Raw genomic sequence first — 20092 nt, 5'->3', positions numbered from 1 at the left:
GTGAAGTTGAAAGAAGTGTTTAGTTGGCTAAAGGCCATCGTTGTCGCTCTTGTCATCGCGTTCGTCATCCGGACGTTCATCTTCGTTCCTGTCATCGTTGAAGGGGAGTCGATGATGCCGACACTCCACAATGCGGATCGAATGATCGTCAGTAAAATTTCGAACTATGTTGGTGAGCTAGACCGAGGTGATATCGTCGTATTCCATGCGACAGAATCAAAAGATTATATTAAACGTGTCATCGCCATTCCAGGCGACACGCTCGAATATCGAGATGACGTGCTCTATATTAACGGTGAAGCGGTAGAAGAACCGTATTTAGATGAGTTCCGCGCACAGATGAACGGGTTCCCGCTGACGGAGAACTTCACGCTTGAACAAGTGACAGGCGAGTCAGTCGTCCCTGAAGACTCATACTTCGTCATGGGAGACAACCGTCAAAACTCGAAGGACAGTCGTGAAATCGGATTTGTGTCGAAAGAGGAGATTGTCGGTAAGACGAACTTCATCTTCTGGCCGCTCGACGATGTTGGCACGGTAGAAGATTAAGGTGGTGCTTTTTTGGCAATTCAATGGTTTCCTGGCCACATGGCCAAAGCAAGAAGACAAGTTACTGAAAAATTAAAATTAATCGATGTCGTCATCGAGCTCGTGGATGCACGTGTGCCACAATCGAGCCGTAACCCGATGGTCGATGAGATCACGGCAGGGAAGCCGCGACTCATCGTCCTCAATAAAGCGGACATGGCCGACCCTGTCGTGACGGACGCGTGGTTACGTGCCCTGAAGCGAGAAGAGGTCGAAGTCGTCGCGGTTGATGCAAAGCATAGCAAAGGCTTGAAACAGCTCATCACAGGCGCTCAAAAGTTGATGCAAGAAAAACATGACCGCATGCGTGAAAAGGGACGTAACCCTGGCCCGATTCGTGCGCTCATCATCGGGATCCCGAACGTCGGGAAGTCGACGCTCATCAACCGTCTCGCAGGTCGTAACATCGCTATCACAGGCGACCGACCGGGTGTGACGAAGCGTCAACAGTGGATCAAGATGAAAGGTGGCGAGATGGAGCTCTTGGACACGCCAGGTATTCTCTGGCCGAAGTTTGAGGACCAACTCGTCGGATATCGTCTAGCCGCGACCGGCGCCATCAAAGACGAGATTCTCAATTTAGATGATATCGCCTTGTATACGGTTCGTGAGCTGCATGCTCGTTATCCGGAACAATTAAAGGAACGGTTCAAACTCGAAACGTTACCGGAGGACGGCGTGGAACTCCTTGAGATGATTGGGAAAAAACGTGGTCTCATCAGTGGCGGTTACGTCGATTTTGAGAAGGCAAGCGAACTACTTTTGAATGAACTACGGCATGAAAAAATCGGACGGATCTCGCTTGAGACACCGGCTGACCATGAAATGGCGTAAAGTCCTGTGCAAACAGGGCTTTTTTGAATAGGAGGAAGAACGTGACGATTCAACAGATTAAACAACAACTAGCGGACATCCGATATGAAGAATGGGTACAAATCTTCCCAACCTTGTCACAAGACCCCCGTGCAGGCGTGCAAACGTTGCTTCGGCAAAAAGAGCGCCAATTTGAGCGAGAACAGGCATTGCAGGACGATTTTGAGCGTCGAATGACGTATGAACGTGAATGGAAGGCGCAAGGGTTCACTCGAATTGTCGGAGTCGATGAGGTCGGGCGTGGACCGCTCGCAGGACCGGTCGTGGCAGCTGCCGTCTTGCTACCGGAAGGGTTTTATATCGCAGGGTTGGACGATTCGAAGAAAATGTCGAAAACGGCGAGAGACACGGCATACGATTACATCATGGAAGTCGCGGAAATCGGTGTCGGAATTGTCGAGCCCGCGGTAATCGATGAGATCAACATCTATGAGGCGACGAAGCTTGCGATGATGGAGGCGATTCGTCAAGTCGGGGAGGTCGACGCTTTATTGATTGACGCCATGAAACTGGACCTCGACATTCCTCAGCAGTCCTTGATTAAAGGGGACACGCTCAGCGTCTCAATCGCTGCGGCGAGTGTTGTCGCTAAGGTCGTCCGGGACCGAATGATGGAAGAATACGACCGAACGTATCCTGGTTACGGGTTTGCCAATAACGCCGGGTATGGGACGGAGACTCATTTAGAAGGATTGAGACGCTACGGGGTGACACCAATCCACCGTCGTACATTTGCCCCCATCAAGCATATGTGAAAGGAGTGATGGCGTTGCGCATCGATCATCAAGGGGTTTTACCATTCAAAGTGACCGAACAGACGTCGCGACCGCTTTTGCTCGGGAATACAATTGTCGGGAAGGTGCTACAACTTCTGCCCGGAAACGAGGCAGTCATGCAGTTGCCGCAAGGAATATTCCGGGTCGGTGTCAATGCGAACGTGAAAGAGAACGTGACGTATAAGATGGTCGTCACGGACGTCGAGCCGAAGCTCGTCTTGAAAGTCGTCCCACAAGCGACAGAAGCGCTCGTGGCTTCCAAATCACCTCTCCAGACATTAGGGGAACAACTTGCCCGTTTCATACGTGAACCGATTCCGACACCAGAATCGGTCAAGACAGCCGGGAAAACGATGCTAGAGAGTGGAGCGGGATCTGATGTGAAGGCGCTCGTCGGCGAGCTGTTCAAAGCGAAAGGCGAGCCGAAGTTCGAGCAGTTCGTGCGAGCACAGGAAGCGTTCAATGCGACCCAAAGCCCTCCGTTCGTCGCTCAAGCATTTCACATACCGCATTTAGGTCCTTTTGAACACGTTCAACTTCGTTTAGAAGCACCAAAACGAGAGACGATTGATTCTGATCATGCCCGTATCGTCTTGTTTCTTGAAACGCCACGATTCGGCGAAACGGGAATCGATGTGTTGATTCAAAAAAGGTATGTATCCGTTCGGGTATTTAATGAGCAACATGATTTGAGTCCATACGTCCGTACATACGAACCGCTTCTAAAAGAAGGGTTGAAACGCGTCGATTTCGATTTGTCTTCTTTTTCATACGAAGCAAAGCGTGAGCGTGTGCCAGAAACATTTGCGCCTCTCGGAAAGGTGGATCTCCAAATATGAACGATCCAAAGAAAGCAATCGCTCTGTCATATGAGCAATCAATGGATGCCCCGCACATCGTGGCGAAAGGGACGGGGATTGTCGCTGAGCGGATGCTTGAGATTGCTCAAGCGAACGGAATTCCTGTTCATGAGGACCCGGCACTCCTATCCTTACTCTCAGCATTAAACATCGAAGAGCAGATTCCGGAGGACGTTTATCAAGTCATTGCCGAACTTTTTGTCTTTCTTTATCAAATGGAACAAGATAAAATTTGATTTGTCTAGGGTTATATGTGAAAAAAAGATGAAAACTTAAAGCAAGAACGATAGACAGCGCTTTCAGTTTTTCGTTACAATAGACGTGCCGATATTAAAGGGGACTAAGGGGGAAAACATATGAATATCCATGAGTATCAGGCGAAAGAATTGCTAAGAGAGTTTGGGGTAGCCGTTCCGACGGGTTATCCAGCCTTTACTGTTGAAGAAGCTGTAGCAGCAGCTGCTAAGCTTGACGGTGAGTTGAAAGTTGTAAAAGCTCAAATCCACGCAGGTGGACGCGGTAAAGCAGGTGGGGTCAAACTTGCGAAGACAGATGAAGAAGTGAAGCAATACGCGACAGAGATTCTCGGAAAAACGCTCGTGACACACCAAACAGGTCCGGAAGGAAAAGTTGTCCAGCGTCTCTATATCGAAGAAGGTTCTGCGATTGACCAAGAATTTTACTTAGGACTCGTGCTTGACCGTTCGATCGGCCGAATTGTCATCATGGGTTCATCAGAAGGTGGTATGGACATCGAGGAAGTCGCTGAACATACACCTGAGAAGATTCATAAAGAGATCGTCGATCCGGTTGTGGGCTTGCGTCCATTCCAAGCACGTCGTCTCGCATTCAAAATGGAAGTCCCGACGAAACTTGTGAACAAGTTCAGTGACATGGTCATGAAGTTGTACAAAGTATATGTCGAGACAGATTGCACAATCGCGGAAATCAACCCGCTCGTCACGACGAAAGACGGAAACGTCATCGCGCTCGATGCGAAGTTGAACTTCGATAGCAACGCACTTTATCGTCACTCCGATATCCTTTCGCTTCGTGATACGACGGAAGAAGATCCACGTGAAGTCGAGGCATCAAAACATGACCTCAGCTATATCGCACTTGATGGAAACATCGGTTGCCTTGTCAACGGTGCAGGCCTTGCGATGGCAACGATGGATATCATCAAACATTACGGCGCTGAACCCGCTAACTTCCTCGATGTAGGTGGCGGTGCGACAAAAGAAAAAGTTACAGAAGCGTTCAAATTGATTTTGTCTGATGACCAAGTCAAAGGAATCTTCGTTAACATTTTCGGTGGAATCATGAAGTGTGACATCATCGCAGAGGGGATTGTCGCAGCTACGAAAGAAATCGGACTCGACTTGCCACTCGTCGTTCGCTTAGAGGGAACGAACGTTGATGCCGGGAAGCGCATTCTCGATGAATCTGGACTTGCGATCACGACAGCTAGCTCGATGGCTGACGGTGCGGAAAAAATCGCAGCACTTGTTCGATAAGGGGGAAACGACATGAGTATTTGGGCGAATAAAGATACGAAAGTCATCATTCAAGGGATTACAGGGAAGCAAGGTTTGTTCCATGGTGAACAGATGCTTGCTTATAACACGAAATTGGTCGGCGGGGTCACGCCAGGTAAAGGTGGTACGACCGTTCTCGATAACGTTCCGGTCTTCAACACTGTCTCTGAGGCGGTCGAGGCGACTGGTGCAAACGCATCAATCATCTACGTACCACCAGCTTTCGCAGCTGACTCGATCATGGAAGCAGCGGACAGTGGCATCGAACTCATCATCTGTATCACTGAAGGCATTCCTGTAGTGGACATGATCCAAGTGAAACGCTATCTCGAAGACAAGCCGGCTCGCTTGATCGGACCGAACTGTCCTGGAATCATCACGCCAGGAGAAGCAAAACTTGGAATCATGCCTGGCTATATTCATACGAAAGGGCATGTCGGAATCGTGTCACGTTCTGGAACGCTCACGTATGAGGCGGTTCATCAGTTGACGACGGCAGGAATCGGTCAATCGACAGCTGTCGGAATCGGGGGAGACCCAGTCAACGGAACAAACTTCATCGATACGCTCAAGGCGTTCAACGAAGATGAGGACACGAAAGCTGTCATCATGATCGGGGAAATCGGTGGAACAGCTGAAGAAGAGGCGGCTGAATGGGTGAAAGCGAACATGACGAAACCAGTCATCGGCTTCATCGGCGGACAGACGGCTCCTGAAGGCAAACGTATGGGACATGCCGGCGCAATCATCTCAGGTGGTAAAGGGACGGCTGCTGAAAAGATTAAGACGTTGAACGCGAATGGAATCGAAGTAGCTGAAACACCAGCTGTCATCGGTGAAACGTTGATTCGTGTCTTGAAAAATGAAGGTCTATACGAAGCGTGTGTCACGGGTCAACCGACGACATAAGAATCATGAGGGATGCTTGCATCCCTCATTTTTTTAAAGGAGAGATTGTGATGAATCAAACAATAGCTCGGTTTGCCGCTGCACGAATTCCGGTTGAGTTTGTGCATCATTATTTGAACGGAACGCTAGAAGCACATCGCACTCATTTTTCTTCACATGTCTGGAAGCGAGCTAGTGCTGCGCTCCGATCGTCCGAATCGTTTACTCGATTTGTCACTTGGGAAGATGAAATGTTCCCGAAACGCTTGCTCGAGATTCCCAACCCGCCGTACTGTTTGTTTTACGATGGAGATTTAGAGGTACTACAAGAAAGAACGACCGCGATGGTCGGAAGTCGTGAGTTGAATCGAATTAGTCAATCGTTAGTGCAACACTATCACTCTTTAATAGAAGAAACTGTTTCCGTTTCGGGTGGAGCGCTTGGCATTGATGGTCTCGTCCACCATCATGCAGTAAATGAGAATCGTCCGACCGTGGCGGTGCTCGGAGCCGGACTGAACAACCTCTATCCAGCAGCGAATCGACAGTTGCTCTTACGGATTCCGAAGCAAGGGATTCTCTTAAGTGAGTATGCCCCGAACACACCTGTTCAAAAATTTCAATTTTTGGAAAGAAATCGATTGGTGAGCGGTCTCGGTGACACGCTCGTTGTGTTACAGGCGAGACGAAAGAGCGGAACGATGAATACGGTCGGACACGCGCTAGAGCAGGGAAAGACGGTGTTCGCGGTACCCGGTTCACCGCTTGATCCATTGGCGGAAGGACCGAATCGATTGATTGAAGAAGGCGCGATTCCATTGACGAATTCCGATCAAATTATTCGAGATCTCAGGATTGTACGTTGACAAACCGGTGAGAACATGAATATTATGGTAGGGATTTAAATGACCTCTAAAAGGGGAGCAGATGTATGGCAAAATATTTGGTGATCGTTGAGTCACCTGCGAAAGCAAAAACAATTAAACGTTATTTAGGTCCGAATTATATGGTCAAAGCTTCGATGGGACACGTCATCGATTTACCGAAGAGTCAACTCGGTGTAGACGTCGAACACGACTTTGAACCGAAGTATATTACCATCCGTGGTAAAGGACCCGTATTGAAAGAATTGAAGACAGCGGCGAAAAAAGCCACAAAAATCTTTCTCGCAGCCGACCCCGATAGAGAAGGGGAAGCGATTGCCTGGCATTTGGCTCGCGCTCTCGGCGTAGATGAAACGACTGAATGTCGTGTCGTTTTTAACGAGATCACAAAAGATGCAATTAAAGAATCATTTAAACATCCACGTAAAATCAATCATGACCTCGTCGATGCGCAACAAGCGCGACGGATTTTAGACCGTCTCGTCGGATACGGGATGAGTCCGTTATTATGGAAGAAAGTCAAAAAAGGACTATCTGCCGGACGAGTTCAGTCGGTTGCCGTGAAGATGATCATCGACCGTGAACGCGAGATCAATGCGTTCGACCCAGAAGAATATTGGACGATCAAGCTCGACTTGAATCATGACGGGGAGACGTTCGAGACTTCATTTTACGGAAAAGATGGGAAAAAGATGGAATTGAAGTCGGAAGAAGACGCTCAAGCCGTCCTTGATGCCATCAACGACGAATTCAAAGTCATCGACGTGACGAAGAAAGAACGTAAACGCAACGCTTCGTTGCCGTTCACGACAAGTTCGTTGCAACAAGATGCGGCACGTAAATTGAATTTCCGTGCGAAGAAGACGATGATGCTCGCCCAACAATTATATGAAGGAATCGACCTCGGTAAGAAAGAGGGGACGGTCGGTTTGATTACGTATATGCGTACAGACTCGACACGAATCTCGGACTTGGCGAAGGGAGAGGCGAAAGAATACATCGAATCGACATTCGGTGAAGAATACGTCGCCTCACAGAAGCAAAAGGAAAAGAAAGCGGCAAACGCACAAGATGCGCACGAAGCGATTCGTCCGACATCGGCACTCCGCGACCCTGCTTCTTTAAAACCTTATTTGTCTCGTGACCAGTTGCGCCTTTATAAATTGATTTGGGAACGTTTGATTGCGAGCCAAATGGCACCTGCCGTACTCGATACCGTCAAGATCGATGTAGAATCGAACGGAATGATCTTCCGTGCGAATGGCTCGACCGTCAAATTCCCAGGTTTCATGAAAGTATATATCGAATCGAAAGATGATGATATCGAGGATACGAATCAAGAGAAAGAGGGCTTGTTACCACCTCTTGAAGTCGAGGATACGGTCAGCTTTGAAGCGATTGAGCCGAAGCAACACTTCACGCAACCACCGCCGCGTTACACGGAAGCACGACTCGTCCGCGCGATGGAAGAGCTCGGTATCGGTCGCCCGTCAACGTATGCGCCGACACTCGACACGATTCAGCGTCGTGGTTATGTCGTCTTAGAAGAGAAGAAGTTCCTTCCGACAGAGCTCGGTGAACTCGTCATTGAAATGATTGATGAATATTTCAATGACTTCATCACCGTTCAGTTCACGGCCGATATGGAAACGCTCCTTGACTCGATTGAGCATAAAGAAGTGGAGTGGACAGAAGTCGTCGCCCCAATCTATCGTTCATTCGAGAAACGCTTGAAGCGTGCCGAAGAAGAAATCGAAAAGATTGAAGTGAAAGATGAGCCTGCGGGAATCGATTGTGAAGTTTGTGGTTCACCGATGGTCATCAAGATGGGTCGATACGGTAAGTTTATGGCTTGCTCGAACTTCCCAAACTGTACGAACACGAAACCAGTTCAAGTTGAGATTGGTGTCCCTTGCCCAGACTGTAAGGACGGACAAATCGTGGAACGTCGTAGTAAAAAAGGTCGCCTCTTCTATGGCTGCTCGAACTATCCAGAATGTGAGTTCGTCTCATGGGATAAACCGGTTGCGAAACCGTGCCCAGTATGCGACAGTTTGATGGTCGAGAAGAAAATTAAAGACGGCGTGAAATATCAATGTACGAAATGTACCCATACCGAGGTACATCAGCAAGAGGAGGATTAATGTTGCAACAACGTGTAACTGTAATCGGAGCCGGCTTGGCCGGTTCCGAAGCGGCTTGGCAACTCGCCAAGCGTGGCATTCAAGTAGATTTGTATGAAATGAGACCGGTCCGTCAAACACCGGCGCACCACACGGATCAATTCGCAGAACTCGTTTGTTCGAACTCGCTTCGGGCGAACGGCCTTCAAAACGCGGTCGGTGTCTTGAAAGAAGAGATGCGTACACTTGACTCACTCATCTTGAAAGCGGCAGATACGGCAAGCGTCCCAGCTGGCGGCGCCCTTGCTGTCGACCGACATGAGTTTGCTGGATTCATCACTGAGAAGTTGAAGAACCATGAAAACGTCACGGTGCATACCGAGGAATTAAAAGAAATTCCTGAAGGGATTGTCATCGTCGCGACAGGGCCATTGACGTCTCCGGATTTATCGGCATCGCTCAAAGCGTTCACAGGGGAAGATTATCTTTACTTCTACGATGCGGCCGCTCCGATTCTAGATGGCGATACGATCGATCGCGATAAAGTATACTTGAAGTCGCGCTATGATAAAGGTGAAGCCGCTTACTTGAACTGCCCGATGACAGAAGAAGAGTTTGACGTCTTTTACGAGGAATTGATCAAGGCGGAAGTCGTTCCGTTAAAAGAGTTCGAAAAAGAGATTTACTTCGAAGGTTGTATGCCGTTTGAAGTCATGGCTGAGCGTGGGAAGAAGACACTTCTCTTCGGACCGATGAAGCCGGTCGGTCTAGAAGATCCGAAGACGGGTAAACGTCCGTATGCGGTCGTTCAACTTCGTCAGGACAACTCGGCAGGAACGCTTTATAACTTGGTCGGCTTCCAGACGCATTTGAAGTGGGGCGAACAGAAACGTATCATCCGTCTCATCCCTGGACTCGAAAATGCAGATATCGTTCGTTACGGTGTCATGCACCGCAACACGTTCATCAATTCGCCGAGCTTGTTGAAACCGACGTATCAGGCGCGCACGCGTGACACATTATTCTTTGCCGGTCAGATGACGGGAGTAGAAGGATATGTGGAGTCAGCAGCGTCAGGATTGTTGGCGGGAATCAATGCAGCGAAGATGATCGCAGGAGAAGAGCTCGTCGTCTTACCACGTGAAACGATGCTCGGTTCGATGGCGCACTACATCACGACAGCGGACGGAAAGCATTTCCAACCGATGAATGCGAACTTTGGATTGGTCCCATCTTTAGAGGACGCTCCGAAGAAAATGAAAAAACAAGAACGGTACGAGCGTTACGCCAACCGTGCTTTAGAAACGATTCAACAGTTTAAGGACCTTTGAACAGGAGAGCCAATTTTTGGCTCTTTTGTTTTGAAATAAAGTTTCAATTGTGTATTTTGTTCCATACTTTGAAAATTTTCAGATTATTGAACGACTATCTATTGTCACTATACATTCTGTATGCTATGCTAATTTCGATTTGACGAGAACATGCGTTTTTACGTGTCATCGAGGAGGCGATAAAATGGGATTCTTAGAGGATCGACAATCATTTTTACGCTACTGCCAAATTGAACGTCGACTGTCTCCTCATACGAAACGCTCCTACGAGCAAACGCTCGACCAGTACGCCGCATATTGCCAATCGACGCATCAAGATCCCTACGATGCACAGACGGCGCGGCGTTATTTATATGTCCTTTATGAGAAGCAATTGGCCGCGTCTACAGTGTCCCAGAAAGTATCTTGCCTTAAACAGTTCGGGAAATATATGGCGAGAGAACATGGGGGAGAGCCCTTGTTCCACGACCTGACTTCACCGAAAAAGCGACAATCCTTGCCGACGTTCGCCGTACCGTCCGAAGTCGAACGGTTGTTAGAGGCGGCTTCCATGCAAGACGACCCTTTTTTACAGGCGAGAGACGTGGCAATTATTGAGGTGTTGTATGGAACGGGAATCCGTGTCGCAGAGCTTTGTGGGATGAACCTATCCTCCTTTGACGATGTCTTATCTTTCGTCCATGTGATGGGGAAAGGAAAGAAAGAACGGTACGTTCCAATCGGTCAATATGCCGTACAAGCATTGAAGCGCTATGTAGAAATACGGAAAGATGTCGGACTCCCGACGGAAAGCGCATTATTTTTGAGTCAAAAAGGGAATCGGATGACAACAGACCAAATTCGGTATGTCATGAAGCGTTTGAGAAAAGACAGTGGGGTACATAAGCCGTTGACCCCGCACTCGTTGCGACATAGCTTTGCAACGGACCTATTGGAGCGGGGAGCGGATTTGCGCGCTGTCCAAGAGTTGCTCGGTCACGAGTCCTTGTCAACGACCGGACGCTATACCCACGTATCGACTGAACGATTACGTTCGATTTATCAAGCGACACATCCAAGAAAGTAGGAGGTTACGATATGTTTCATGCAACAACGATTTTTGCAGTTCGACACAATGGCCAATGCGCGATGAGTGGAGATGGCCAAGTCACATTCGGGAATGCCGTCATCATGAAAAACAAAGCGAAGAAAGTCAGACGCTTATACGGCGGGAAAGTCGTTGCCGGTTTTGCAGGCAGTGTAGCCGATGCTTTCACATTGTTTGAAAAGTTTGAATCGAAACTTGAAATGTATAACGGTAACTTACCGCGTGCCGCGGTCGAGCTTGCCAAAGAGTGGCGCGGGGATAAAATCTTGCGGCAACTCGAGGCGCTATTGATTGTGATGGATGCTGACCATTTACTGCTCGTCTCTGGGAATGGAGAAGTGATTGAGCCGGATGACGGGATCCTTGCAATCGGTTCGGGTGGTAATTACGCACTCGCAGCAGGGCGTGCACTCGTCCGCCATTCCGCTGAGAAGTCAGCGGAAGAAATCGCACGAGCCGCTCTCGAGATTGCCGGTGAGCTTTGCGTGTATACGAATGATCAAGTCATTGTAGAAACGATCGGAGGCGATGCTGAATGAATCGAGAGTTGACACCAAGACAAATCGTATCGGAACTGGACAAGTTCGTAATCGGTCAGAAGGACGCCAAACGAGCTGTATCGATTGCATTGCGTAATCGTTATCGTCGTCAGAAATTAAGTGCAGACCTTCGTGATGAAGTCACACCGAAAAACATTTTGATGATCGGACCGACTGGGGTCGGGAAGACCGAAATCGCACGTCGTTTAGCGAAGTTGGTCGGGGCACCGTTCGTCAAAGTGGAAGCGACGAAATTTACGGAAGTCGGTTACGTCGGTCGTGACGTCGAGTCGATGGTACGAGATCTCGTCGAAGCATCCGTTCGTCTCGTGAAAGAAGAAAAGAAAGAAGACGTGAAGGAGCCGGCAGAGCGAGCAGCGACAGAACGATTGCTAGATGCCTTACAAGGGAAAGCGAAAGCTACACCAAGTGCATCAAACCCGTTCGAGGCGTTGTTCGGTGGGCAGACACAACAGCCTGAATCCACAACGGATACGTCAAAGAATGATCGGGCACAGCTTCGCCGTCTTCTCGAGCTCGGTGAACTAGAAGACCGAGTCATCGAAGTTGAGCTTGAAGAAAAGCAAACGATGGATTTGTTCCAAGGGCAAGGAATGGAAGGGTTATCGAATCTTCAAGATATGCTCGGACAAATCGTTCCGAAGAAACGGAAGCAACGGAAGTTGACCGTCCGTGAAGCGAGACCGCTTCTCATAGCGGAAGAAGCTGAAAATCTTCTGGATTTGAACGAAGTACATGATGAAGCGGTGCAGCGTAGTGAACAGATGGGCATCATCTTCGTCGATGAAATCGATAAGATTGCAACGAAGTCGCAAGACCATGCTGGTGTCTCTCGTGAAGGCGTGCAGCGCGATATCCTTCCGATTGTCGAAGGGTCAACGGTCGTCACGAAGTACGGACCGGTCAAAACCGATCACGTTCTCTTCATCGCAGCTGGAGCGTTCCATATGGCCAAACCGTCTGATTTGATTCCGGAGTTGCAAGGTCGCTTCCCAATTCGTGTCGAATTGAACAGCTTGACGGAAGAGGACTTCGTCAAAATCTTGACAGAACCATCTCAGGCGTTAATCAAACAATATACCGCATTATTGGAATCGGAAGAAATCACGGTCCGATTCACGCATGAAGCGATTGAAGAAATCGCAAAAATTGCGACACATGTCAATCGTGAGACCGATGACATCGGCGCGCGTCGCCTTTATACTATTATGGAACGCGTGTTAGAAGATCTTTCATTTGAGGCGGCAGATATGCCGCAAACGAGCGTGGAAATCACTCCCGCTTATGTACAAGCTAAAGTTGGGTCAATCGCGGATGATCGAGACCTCAGCCAATATATTTTATAAGATTCTGTATGCACATACAGGGAGGAAATAGACATTATGAATTTACTAGACAAAACTCGCCAATTAAACACGATGCTTCAACAAGAAGCGAGTGCGCACGTTGATTTTAAAGAAATGGCGGATAAAATGCGTGAAGTGCTTGAATCCAATACGTTTATCGTGAGCCGTCGTGGTCGCCTACTTGGCTTTGCGATCAAACAACAGATTGAGAATGACCGCATGAAGGCATTTCTCGTTGACCGACAGTTCCCAGAACCATATGCATCAAACTTGTTCAATGTGAAAGAAACGACAGCGAACATCGATATTGACAGCGAGTATACAGCGTTCCCTGTAGAGAACCACGATTTGTTCCTCAACTCAAAGACGACGATTGTCCCAATCATCGGTGGTGGTGAGCGTCTTGGGACGCTCGTGTTAGGTCGATTGGCTAACGAGTTCACAGAAGATGACCTCGTCCTCGCAGAATATAGTGCGACGGTCGTTGGCATGGAGATCCTTCGTGAGAAGGCGGCAGAAGCAGAAACGTCAGCCCGTAAAAAAGCTGTCGTTCAAATGGCAATCAATTCATTGTCGTATTCAGAGCTTGAAGCGATTGAACACATTTTCGAAGAGCTCGGCGGAAACGAAGGGTTGTTAGTTGCTTCCAAAATTGCCGACCGTGTGGGAATCACACGTTCTGTTATCGTGAACGCACTTCGGAAACTAGAAAGTGCAGGTGTCATTGAATCACGTTCGTTAGGAATGAAGGGAACGTATATCAAGATATTAAATGATAACTTCTTGTTTGAATTGCAAAAACTGAAATCAAACTGAAACACAACTTTAGATGTGTATTTTCCATTGAAAACACTATAAAAAGGGACTTTGTTCCTAAAAAACCGCTTTCTTCATTGAAGAAGCGGTTTTTTTTAGTGCAAAAGTAATCATTTTCAGAATTTGTCGTTAATTCGACAAAAAGATGCGAAGCCATTTACCTATGTTTTAAAAAATATCTTTCAGAACTGTTACAGATTTGTTTCAATGAAATAGTAGAATTTCCAAATCAGGTATATATCAGTAATGAGTATATGAAAGCGAGTGAACGCCGTGAATTGGATTGGTAGTGACTATCAATTACTCAAGCAAGCTGTAAATCATGCAGTCCTCAATCAAAAAGTGATTAGTCATAATCTTTCGAATATCGATACGCCAAACTTCAAAGCAAAGCAAGCCGTATTTGAACAGACGCTCCAAAGTGAGATGCGACTGAAGCTCCAAGGTGGGCGTCCGAGTGATTCGATGCAATCTACTGTCGTCGATCGGGCAGGTGGGGCGATGCGAAGTGACGGCAACAACGTCGACTTAGATTATGAGATGAGTGAACTGGCACGTAATCAACTCCAGTATGAGGCGATGATGGAGCAATTAAATCGTAGGCTAGGTGGATTGAAAACTGTTATCCGAGGAGGTCGTTAATCGATGGGAATGTTTGATAGTTTTCATATTTCAGCTACTGCCTTAACGTCTCAACGTTTAAGAATGGATACCGTATCGGCGAACATCGCCAACGCCCAGACGACTCGAGGGAAACTTGTCGATGGGGAGTGGCAACCGTATACGAGAAAGATGACGGTGTTACAGGAAGCACCTTTCCGTAAACAGTTAAATGCCGTCAATGGTGGGGTTCAGGTAGCTCAAATCATTGAAGACGATGCGCCGTATAAGCTTGCCTACAATCCGAGTCATCCTGATGCAGACGAGCGGGGGTATGTTCAAATGCCGAACGTTGATCTACTCAAAGAAATGGTCGACCTTATGGGTGCGACCCGCTCTTACGAAGCAAACATTGCCGCGATGAACGCATCAAAAGCGATGCTCGTCAAAGCGATGGAGATTGGAAAAGGATAAGGAGTGACGAAAGATGCAAATTAATCCGATTCAATTGATGAGCCCAGAGATCACGCCATCAATGAACAAAACGAACCCATCTCAATTTGGGTCATATTTGAATGAAGCGATGAATGCGTTGAACGAGACACAACAAGCAACGAGTCAAGCCCGTCAAGATTTAGCTGTCGGGAAAGCTGACCTTCATCAAGTTATGATCCAAAGTGAAGAGTCGTCGATTGCGATGCAACTTGCCATCGAGGTGAGGAACAAGGCTGTTGAAGCCTATCAAGAAATGATGCGAATGCAAGTTTAATTGTAGAGGATGACAAGTTGCGATGAATGAACAATTAAAAGAACGATTCAAATCGATGACCGATGGGCTGAAATCGATGCCAAAGAAGCGAAAACTCGTTTGGGGTATTTCCATCGCGGTCATTTTAATCGCGGCACTCTTACTCACTTTCTTCCTTGCACGACCAAATATGGCACCTTTGTACACGAACTTATCCGCACAAGAAGCGGGGGAAGTGACAGAGAAACTGACAGCGGACGGTGTGAAGTCGGAAATTAAAGCGACTTCGAACGGGGTCAGTGTATATGTGCCAAATGAAATGGTCGACCAATTGAAAGTGAGCCTTGCCGCGGCCGGGATTCCAAAATCCGGGTCGATTGACTATAGTTTCTTCAGTGAAAATGCTGGTTTCGGAACAACAGACCGAGAAATGGCGGTCATTGAACGAAGTGCGATGCAGACGGAACTCGAGCGGCTCATTACTCAAATCGAAGGAATCAATCAAGCGAAAGTCATCATCTCGCTTCCTGAGAAGTCAGTCTTTTTAGCGGAAGACCAAGGTGAGCCGACAGCCTCGATCGTGTTAAATATCGGAGCAGGAACGAATCTAGAACCAAACACGGTCAAAGGTCTTTACCATTTGATCAGTAAAAGTGTCCCGAACTTAAAACCTGAGAACATCTCAATCATGGACCAATACTTTACGTATTATGACCTTGATCAAACCGTTGTGGCTGGTGGCTCTTCCGCTGATCCGTTGGCACTGAAACGTCAAGTTGAAAAAGACGTCCGTCAACAAATTCAGCAGATGTTATCTGTTCTTCTTGGTGAACGAAGCGTTCTTGTCTCTGTCACAGCAGATATTGATACGACTCAGACGGCCGAAGAACAAAACCTTGTTACGCCAGTCAATGAAGAAAACATGGAAGGTATCGTGACGTCGGCTGAACGAATTGCAGAGGCGTATACGGGCGGTACGGGAACGGCGACAGAAGCGACAGGGACCGGTGAGAATGACACGATCAACTTCCCTGCTGCTACAGGTGACAGCACAGAAGAAAGTGAAAAAAATCATGAAATCATCAACTATGAAGTGAATCGCATTACGAAACAGATTCAAAATGCACCGTACACCATCCGCGACCTTGGGGTGCAATTGATTGTAGAACCACCAGACGGTGCGACGAGTATTGACCCACAGCTTGAAGGTGACCTGGAGACGATGATGTATTCCATCATTCGAACATCACTAGCGAAAACGGACGAAGCCATCACAGATGCGGAGCTTGAACAAAAAGTAGTCGTTGTTTCGAGACCGTTCGCTGAGGCAGAAGAGGTGGCAACGACAGAACAGCCTACACCATGGTGGATGTACGCTTCAGCAGCCGGAGCAGTCGTCTTGCTTGCTTTAATCTTCTTCGCAATGCGTAGACGCAAACAAGAAGTGGTGGAAGAGACGAACGAGTGGGAAGTTCCATACGAAGATGAAGTACCTGACCTAGACCTCGAGGAACGAGGCGAAGGGGCTGTGAAGAAGAAACAGTTAGAAAAATTAGCTGAAAGTAATCCAGAAGAGTTTGCTAAACTACTTCGTACTTGGATGTCTGAGGAGTGAGTAACGTGAACTATGCCAAACAATCGAATCGAGAAAAAGCAGCAATGCTCATGATCTCATTAGGTCCAGAAGTGGCAGCGAATGTTTATAAACATCTTTCGGAAGAAGAGATGGAACAGTTGACGCTTCAAATCTCAGCGCTCAAAAAAGTGTCTCCAGAAGAAAAAGAGAGCATTCTCGGTGAGTTCCACGAACTTGCGATGGCTCAGAGCTACATTACCCAGGGTGGGATTGGTTTTGCCAAAACAGTTCTTGAAAAAGCGGTCGGCGAAGAGAAAGCGATGGCATTGATTCATCGGTTGACGTCAACTTTACAAGTTCGGCCGTTCGAGTTTGCTCGAAAAGCCGACCCGAAACAGTTGCTGAACTTTATTCAAAACGAACATCCACAGACGATCGCTCTAATTTTAGCTCACTTGGAGCCGGTCAAATCAGGGCAAATCTTATCGGAACTTCCTCCTGAGATTCAATCGGAAGTTGCGAAACGGATTGCGACGATGGACCGACTCAATCCGGATGTCATTCATGAAGTCGAACAAATCCTTGAAAAGAACCTCTCGCAGACGGATATGCAAGATTATGCCCAGTCGGGTGGAATCGAGGCGGTCGTCGAAGTGTTGAATGGGGTCGATCGTACGACAGAACGTACCATTCTTGACGCTCTCGAGATTGAAGATCCTGAACTCGCAGAAGAAATCAAGAAGCGTATGTTTGTCTTCGAGGACATCGTCACACTCGATTCACGCGCGATTCAACGAATCATTCGCGAAGTGGCGAACGACGACTTGTTGCTTGCACTCAAAGTGTCGTCAGAAGAAGTGAAACAAATCATCTTCAAGAACATGTCTCAACGGATGGTCGAAACGTTCAAAGAAGATATGGAATTTATGGGACCTGTTCGATTGCGTGACGTCGAAGAAGCACAGAGCCGAATCGTCGGAATCATTCGTCGCCTAGAAGACGTCGGTGAGATCGTGATCAGTCGAGGTGGAGGAGATGACATCGTTGTCTAATGTGATCAAACGTCAACGCGCGACATCGCATATTCCACAGCGAATCGAATCAAAACGATTGGAAACATCTATTCCTGACCCGACTGATGGCATCGACCATCATCAAGTCATCGAGTCGCGTTATGAGAAATTAAGACAGGATGCAGAAGCGTTCCAACAGTTTCAACAGACAGAAATCGAGCAACTCGAAAGATTCAAACAAGAAGCGTATGAACAGGCTCGATTAGAAGGTTATGAAGCGGGTCTACTCCAAGGAAGACAAGATGGATATGCCGAATTTGAAGACGTCACGACACGCCTGAACTCGGTCTCCACTGAACTCGAACAACTGTTCCAAGAAAAATGGAAACAGGCAGAAGTACAACTCATTGACCTTGCGATTGCAATAAGTGCGCAAGTGACGACGGACCTTGTTCGAAAAGATGAGGCGCTGTTCGCGGCGATGATTCAAGAACAGATGGCGCAACTCATTGATGCGGAAGCGTTAACGATCTTCGTTCATCCCACACGTCTTGCTTCGATTCAGCGATTTGAATCGTTGTGGCGTGATGATGAGACACCACCTTTGAAATATCGGGGAGACAGCTCTTTAGATGAAACGTCCGTGCGCATTGAATCCCCGCATCGAGGAAGTGAAATGGATTTATCCTACAGTTTTGAACGAATCCAAGCCAAAATCGAGGAGGTTTTAGCGGATGGCGCTTATTGAGAAGGTCATCGATACGATCAAACAGTCTACAGATGGCGAGTTCACTCGCAAAATCGGGCGAGTTTGTCGGGTCGTAGGGTTGATGATCGAGTCAAATGGACCGAGTGCGTTTGTCGGGGAGCGATGTTTCATCATGCTCCCTTCAAATGAGTCGGTCGAAGCGGAAGTGGTGGGCTTTAATGAAGAGCGCGTCCTTCTCATGCCATACGGTGAAACGACACAGATTGCACCGGGTTGTTTAGTGAAAGGGACCGGGAAGATGCTCCAAGTCCCGGTCGGTGAGGAACTGATTGGACAAGTGCTCGACGGTCTAGGACGACCTTTGTCGGGTGAGAGACTTGCAACAGGTAAGCGATATGATGTCCAACGCAAACCGCCAAACCCGTTGAATCGTCCTCGGATTTTAGATACGTTGTCGACGGGTGTTCGTATGATCGATGGTCTCCTGACGGTAGGAAAAGGGCAACGTGTCGGTTTGTTTGCCGGTTCTGGGGTGGGGAAATCCACGTTACTCGGCATGATTGCCAAACGCTCTTCAGCAGATATTAATGTAATTGCTTTGATTGGGGAACGTGGTCGGGAAGTAAAGGAGTTCATTGAAAAAGAGCTCGGTCCAGAAGGAATGGCCCGATCTGTCGTCATAGTGGCGACGAGCGACCAACCCCCGCTCGTCCGATTGAAAGGAGCCTATACCGCAACCGCAATCGCCGAATACTTTCGTGACCAAGGCAAAGAAGTAGTGCTTATGATGGATTCGGTGACACGCTTTGCAATGGCTCAACGAGAAATCGGTCTCGCGACGGGAGAACCACCGACATCGAAAGGATATACACCGTCTGTTTTTGCGATGCTCCCGCAATTGTTAGAGCGAAGCGGGACGGCGGCGACCGGATCGATTACAGCATTTTATACGGTTCTCGTCGATGGTGACGATATGAACGAACCGATTGCCGATGCGGTGCGTGGGATATTAGATGGACACTTTGTCATGGACCGCGCGCTTGCAAACCGTGGACAGTTTCCTGCCATCCATGTCTTGAAGTCAATCAGTCGGGTCATGAACCAAATCGCCTCGCCATCACATCGTGAAGCGGCACAAACGTTTCGAAGTTGGCTGGCGACATATATCGATGCCGAGGACTTGATTAACATCGGCGCATATAAAAAAGGGTCGAATCCGGCGATTGACACCGCAATCGAGAAGTATCCATACTTATTGACATTTTTAAAGCAATCGATTGAAGAAGACGCCGCATTCCAACAAACGATGACTCATTTGTCACACATCGCGCGAGGTGAATCATGAACAGACTCATTCTAGAACGAATCATGCCAATTGCTGAACATGAGAAGGAAGATGCGGCTTCAGAAGTTAGAGGCTTCAAGGCGAAACTTGAAACGGAAATGGAAGCGTTGTATGACCTTCTCCTCATGTATGAGTCATTGATTAAGCATCAAGATGAACAGCAAGGGCATATTGATTTACTCATGTCTCAGTACCGAGAAAAAACACGTGAGCAAGTGAAGCGTCAAATCGAAACGCAACAGCTCGTCGTCCAACAAGCCCGCAATCGTTATCACGCATCGCAAGAAAGACTGCTTGGGAAAGTAGTGGAAGAAAAGAAATATGTGACGCTACATGAAAAGGTCAGTTTACAAGAGATGACAGCGGCAAAACTCACAGAGCAATTAATGATGGACGAACTCGCTGTGATTCATCATGGGAAAGGGAAGTAG

22 protein-coding genes are annotated in these 20092 nt (G+C 47.9%); all 22 read left to right on the top strand.

All coding sequences use genetic code 11. The features are described from left to right. The first annotated feature begins 6 nt into the window (after positions 1 to 6). Entirely contained in the window at positions 7 to 549 is a 543-nt protein-coding gene (lepB, locus tag PJK55_RS04850) for a signal peptidase I (protein ID WP_074034770.1), read from the top strand. A gap of 12 nt (positions 550 to 561) precedes the next feature. Further along, entirely contained in the window at positions 562 to 1422 is an 861-nt protein-coding gene (gene ylqF, locus PJK55_RS04845) for a ribosome biogenesis GTPase YlqF (RefSeq protein WP_214745483.1), read from the top strand. Positions 1423 to 1463: 41 nt separating this feature from the next. After that, positions 1464 to 2216 (top strand): ribonuclease HII, encoded by a 753-nt coding sequence (locus PJK55_RS04840; RefSeq protein WP_271304990.1) that lies wholly within the window; start codon positions 1464 to 1466, stop codon positions 2214 to 2216. Between the two features lie 14 nt (positions 2217 to 2230). Beyond that, positions 2231 to 3076, top strand: coding sequence for a hypothetical protein (locus PJK55_RS04835; protein ID WP_271304989.1), 846 nt, complete (start codon positions 2231 to 2233; stop codon positions 3074 to 3076). After that, positions 3073 to 3333 (top strand): EscU/YscU/HrcU family type III secretion system export apparatus switch protein, encoded by a 261-nt coding sequence (locus PJK55_RS04830; RefSeq protein ID WP_271304988.1) that lies wholly within the window; start codon positions 3073 to 3075, stop codon positions 3331 to 3333. Before PJK55_RS04835 ends, PJK55_RS04830 begins: the two co-directional genes overlap by 4 nt. 120 nt (positions 3334 to 3453) lie before the next feature. Then, positions 3454 to 4614, top strand: a complete 1161-nt coding sequence (gene sucC / locus PJK55_RS04825) for an ADP-forming succinate--CoA ligase subunit beta (RefSeq protein WP_074034761.1) — start codon at positions 3454 to 3456, stop codon at positions 4612 to 4614. A gap of 12 nt (positions 4615 to 4626) precedes the next feature. Then, positions 4627 to 5544, top strand: coding sequence for a succinate--CoA ligase subunit alpha (sucD, locus tag PJK55_RS04820; protein ID WP_026826262.1), 918 nt, complete (start codon positions 4627 to 4629; stop codon positions 5542 to 5544). Between the two features lie 50 nt (positions 5545 to 5594). Beyond that, on the top strand, positions 5595 to 6389 hold the full coding sequence (gene dprA, locus PJK55_RS04815) for a DNA-processing protein DprA (RefSeq protein WP_271304987.1): 795 nt from the start codon (positions 5595 to 5597) through the stop codon (positions 6387 to 6389). A 65-nt stretch (positions 6390 to 6454) separates the two neighbouring features. After that, entirely contained in the window at positions 6455 to 8551 is a 2097-nt protein-coding gene (gene topA / locus PJK55_RS04810; protein WP_214745468.1) for a type I DNA topoisomerase, read from the top strand. Then, positions 8551 to 9861: an FADH(2)-oxidizing methylenetetrahydrofolate--tRNA-(uracil(54)-C(5))-methyltransferase TrmFO gene (gene trmFO, locus PJK55_RS04805; RefSeq protein ID WP_214691808.1), complete on the top strand. Its 1311-nt coding sequence runs from the start codon at positions 8551 to 8553 to the stop codon at positions 9859 to 9861. The genes topA and trmFO overlap by 1 nt, the downstream gene beginning before the upstream one ends. A 184-nt stretch (positions 9862 to 10045) precedes the next feature. Continuing rightward, on the top strand, positions 10046 to 10927 hold the full coding sequence (locus tag PJK55_RS04800; RefSeq protein WP_214783782.1) for a tyrosine-type recombinase/integrase: 882 nt from the start codon (positions 10046 to 10048) through the stop codon (positions 10925 to 10927). 11 nt (positions 10928 to 10938) lie between these two features. Continuing rightward, complete coding sequence (hslV, locus tag PJK55_RS04795) at positions 10939 to 11487, top strand: ATP-dependent protease subunit HslV (RefSeq protein WP_074034743.1); 549 nt, start codon at positions 10939 to 10941, stop codon at positions 11485 to 11487. Further along, the gene (gene hslU, locus PJK55_RS04790; RefSeq protein WP_214745463.1) at positions 11484 to 12854 is read left to right on the top strand and encodes an ATP-dependent protease ATPase subunit HslU; all 1371 of its coding nucleotides are present in this window, start codon (positions 11484 to 11486) and stop codon (positions 12852 to 12854) included. The genes hslV and hslU overlap by 4 nt, the downstream gene beginning before the upstream one ends. Positions 12855 to 12890: 36 nt before the next feature. Beyond that, positions 12891 to 13670 carry a GTP-sensing pleiotropic transcriptional regulator CodY gene (codY, locus tag PJK55_RS04785; RefSeq protein ID WP_214691812.1) on the top strand — a complete coding sequence of 260 codons (780 nt, stop codon included), beginning with the start codon at positions 12891 to 12893 and terminating at the stop codon, positions 13668 to 13670. 273 nt (positions 13671 to 13943) lie between these two features. After that, positions 13944 to 14312 carry a flagellar basal body rod protein FlgB gene (gene flgB, locus PJK55_RS04780; RefSeq protein ID WP_214745459.1) on the top strand — a complete coding sequence of 123 codons (369 nt, stop codon included), beginning with the start codon at positions 13944 to 13946 and terminating at the stop codon, positions 14310 to 14312. Positions 14313 to 14315: 3 nt separating this feature from the next. Then, positions 14316 to 14744 carry a flagellar basal body rod protein FlgC gene (gene flgC, locus PJK55_RS04775; RefSeq protein WP_074034731.1) on the top strand — a complete coding sequence of 143 codons (429 nt, stop codon included), beginning with the start codon at positions 14316 to 14318 and terminating at the stop codon, positions 14742 to 14744. 13 nt (positions 14745 to 14757) lie between these two features. Beyond that, on the top strand, positions 14758 to 15039 hold the full coding sequence (gene fliE / locus PJK55_RS04770) for a flagellar hook-basal body complex protein FliE (RefSeq protein WP_214760359.1): 282 nt from the start codon (positions 14758 to 14760) through the stop codon (positions 15037 to 15039). Between the two features lie 22 nt (positions 15040 to 15061). Then, a complete protein-coding gene (gene fliF, locus PJK55_RS04765) occupies positions 15062 to 16633 on the top strand; it encodes a flagellar basal-body MS-ring/collar protein FliF (protein ID WP_271304986.1) in 1572 nt (523 codons plus the stop codon). A gap of 5 nt (positions 16634 to 16638) precedes the next feature. Next, positions 16639 to 17646 carry a flagellar motor switch protein FliG gene (gene fliG, locus PJK55_RS04760; RefSeq protein WP_074034724.1) on the top strand — a complete coding sequence of 336 codons (1008 nt, stop codon included), beginning with the start codon at positions 16639 to 16641 and terminating at the stop codon, positions 17644 to 17646. Further along, positions 17630 to 18355: a FliH/SctL family protein gene (locus PJK55_RS04755; RefSeq protein WP_271304985.1), complete on the top strand. Its 726-nt coding sequence runs from the start codon at positions 17630 to 17632 to the stop codon at positions 18353 to 18355. The genes fliG and PJK55_RS04755 overlap by 17 nt, the downstream gene beginning before the upstream one ends. Further along, entirely contained in the window at positions 18342 to 19661 is a 1320-nt protein-coding gene (gene fliI / locus PJK55_RS04750; RefSeq protein WP_271304984.1) for a flagellar protein export ATPase FliI, read from the top strand. Before PJK55_RS04755 ends, fliI begins: the two co-directional genes overlap by 14 nt. Continuing rightward, on the top strand, positions 19658 to 20092 hold the full coding sequence (locus PJK55_RS04745) for a flagellar FliJ family protein (protein WP_214745454.1): 435 nt from the start codon (positions 19658 to 19660) through the stop codon (positions 20090 to 20092). Before fliI ends, PJK55_RS04745 begins: the two co-directional genes overlap by 4 nt.

It is taken from the genome of Exiguobacterium sp. MMG028 (assembly GCF_027947425.1).
GTDB lineage: Bacteria > Bacillota > Bacilli > Exiguobacteriales > Exiguobacteriaceae > Exiguobacterium > Exiguobacterium aestuarii_A.
This window is presented reverse-complemented; position numbering and strand designations above follow the sequence as displayed.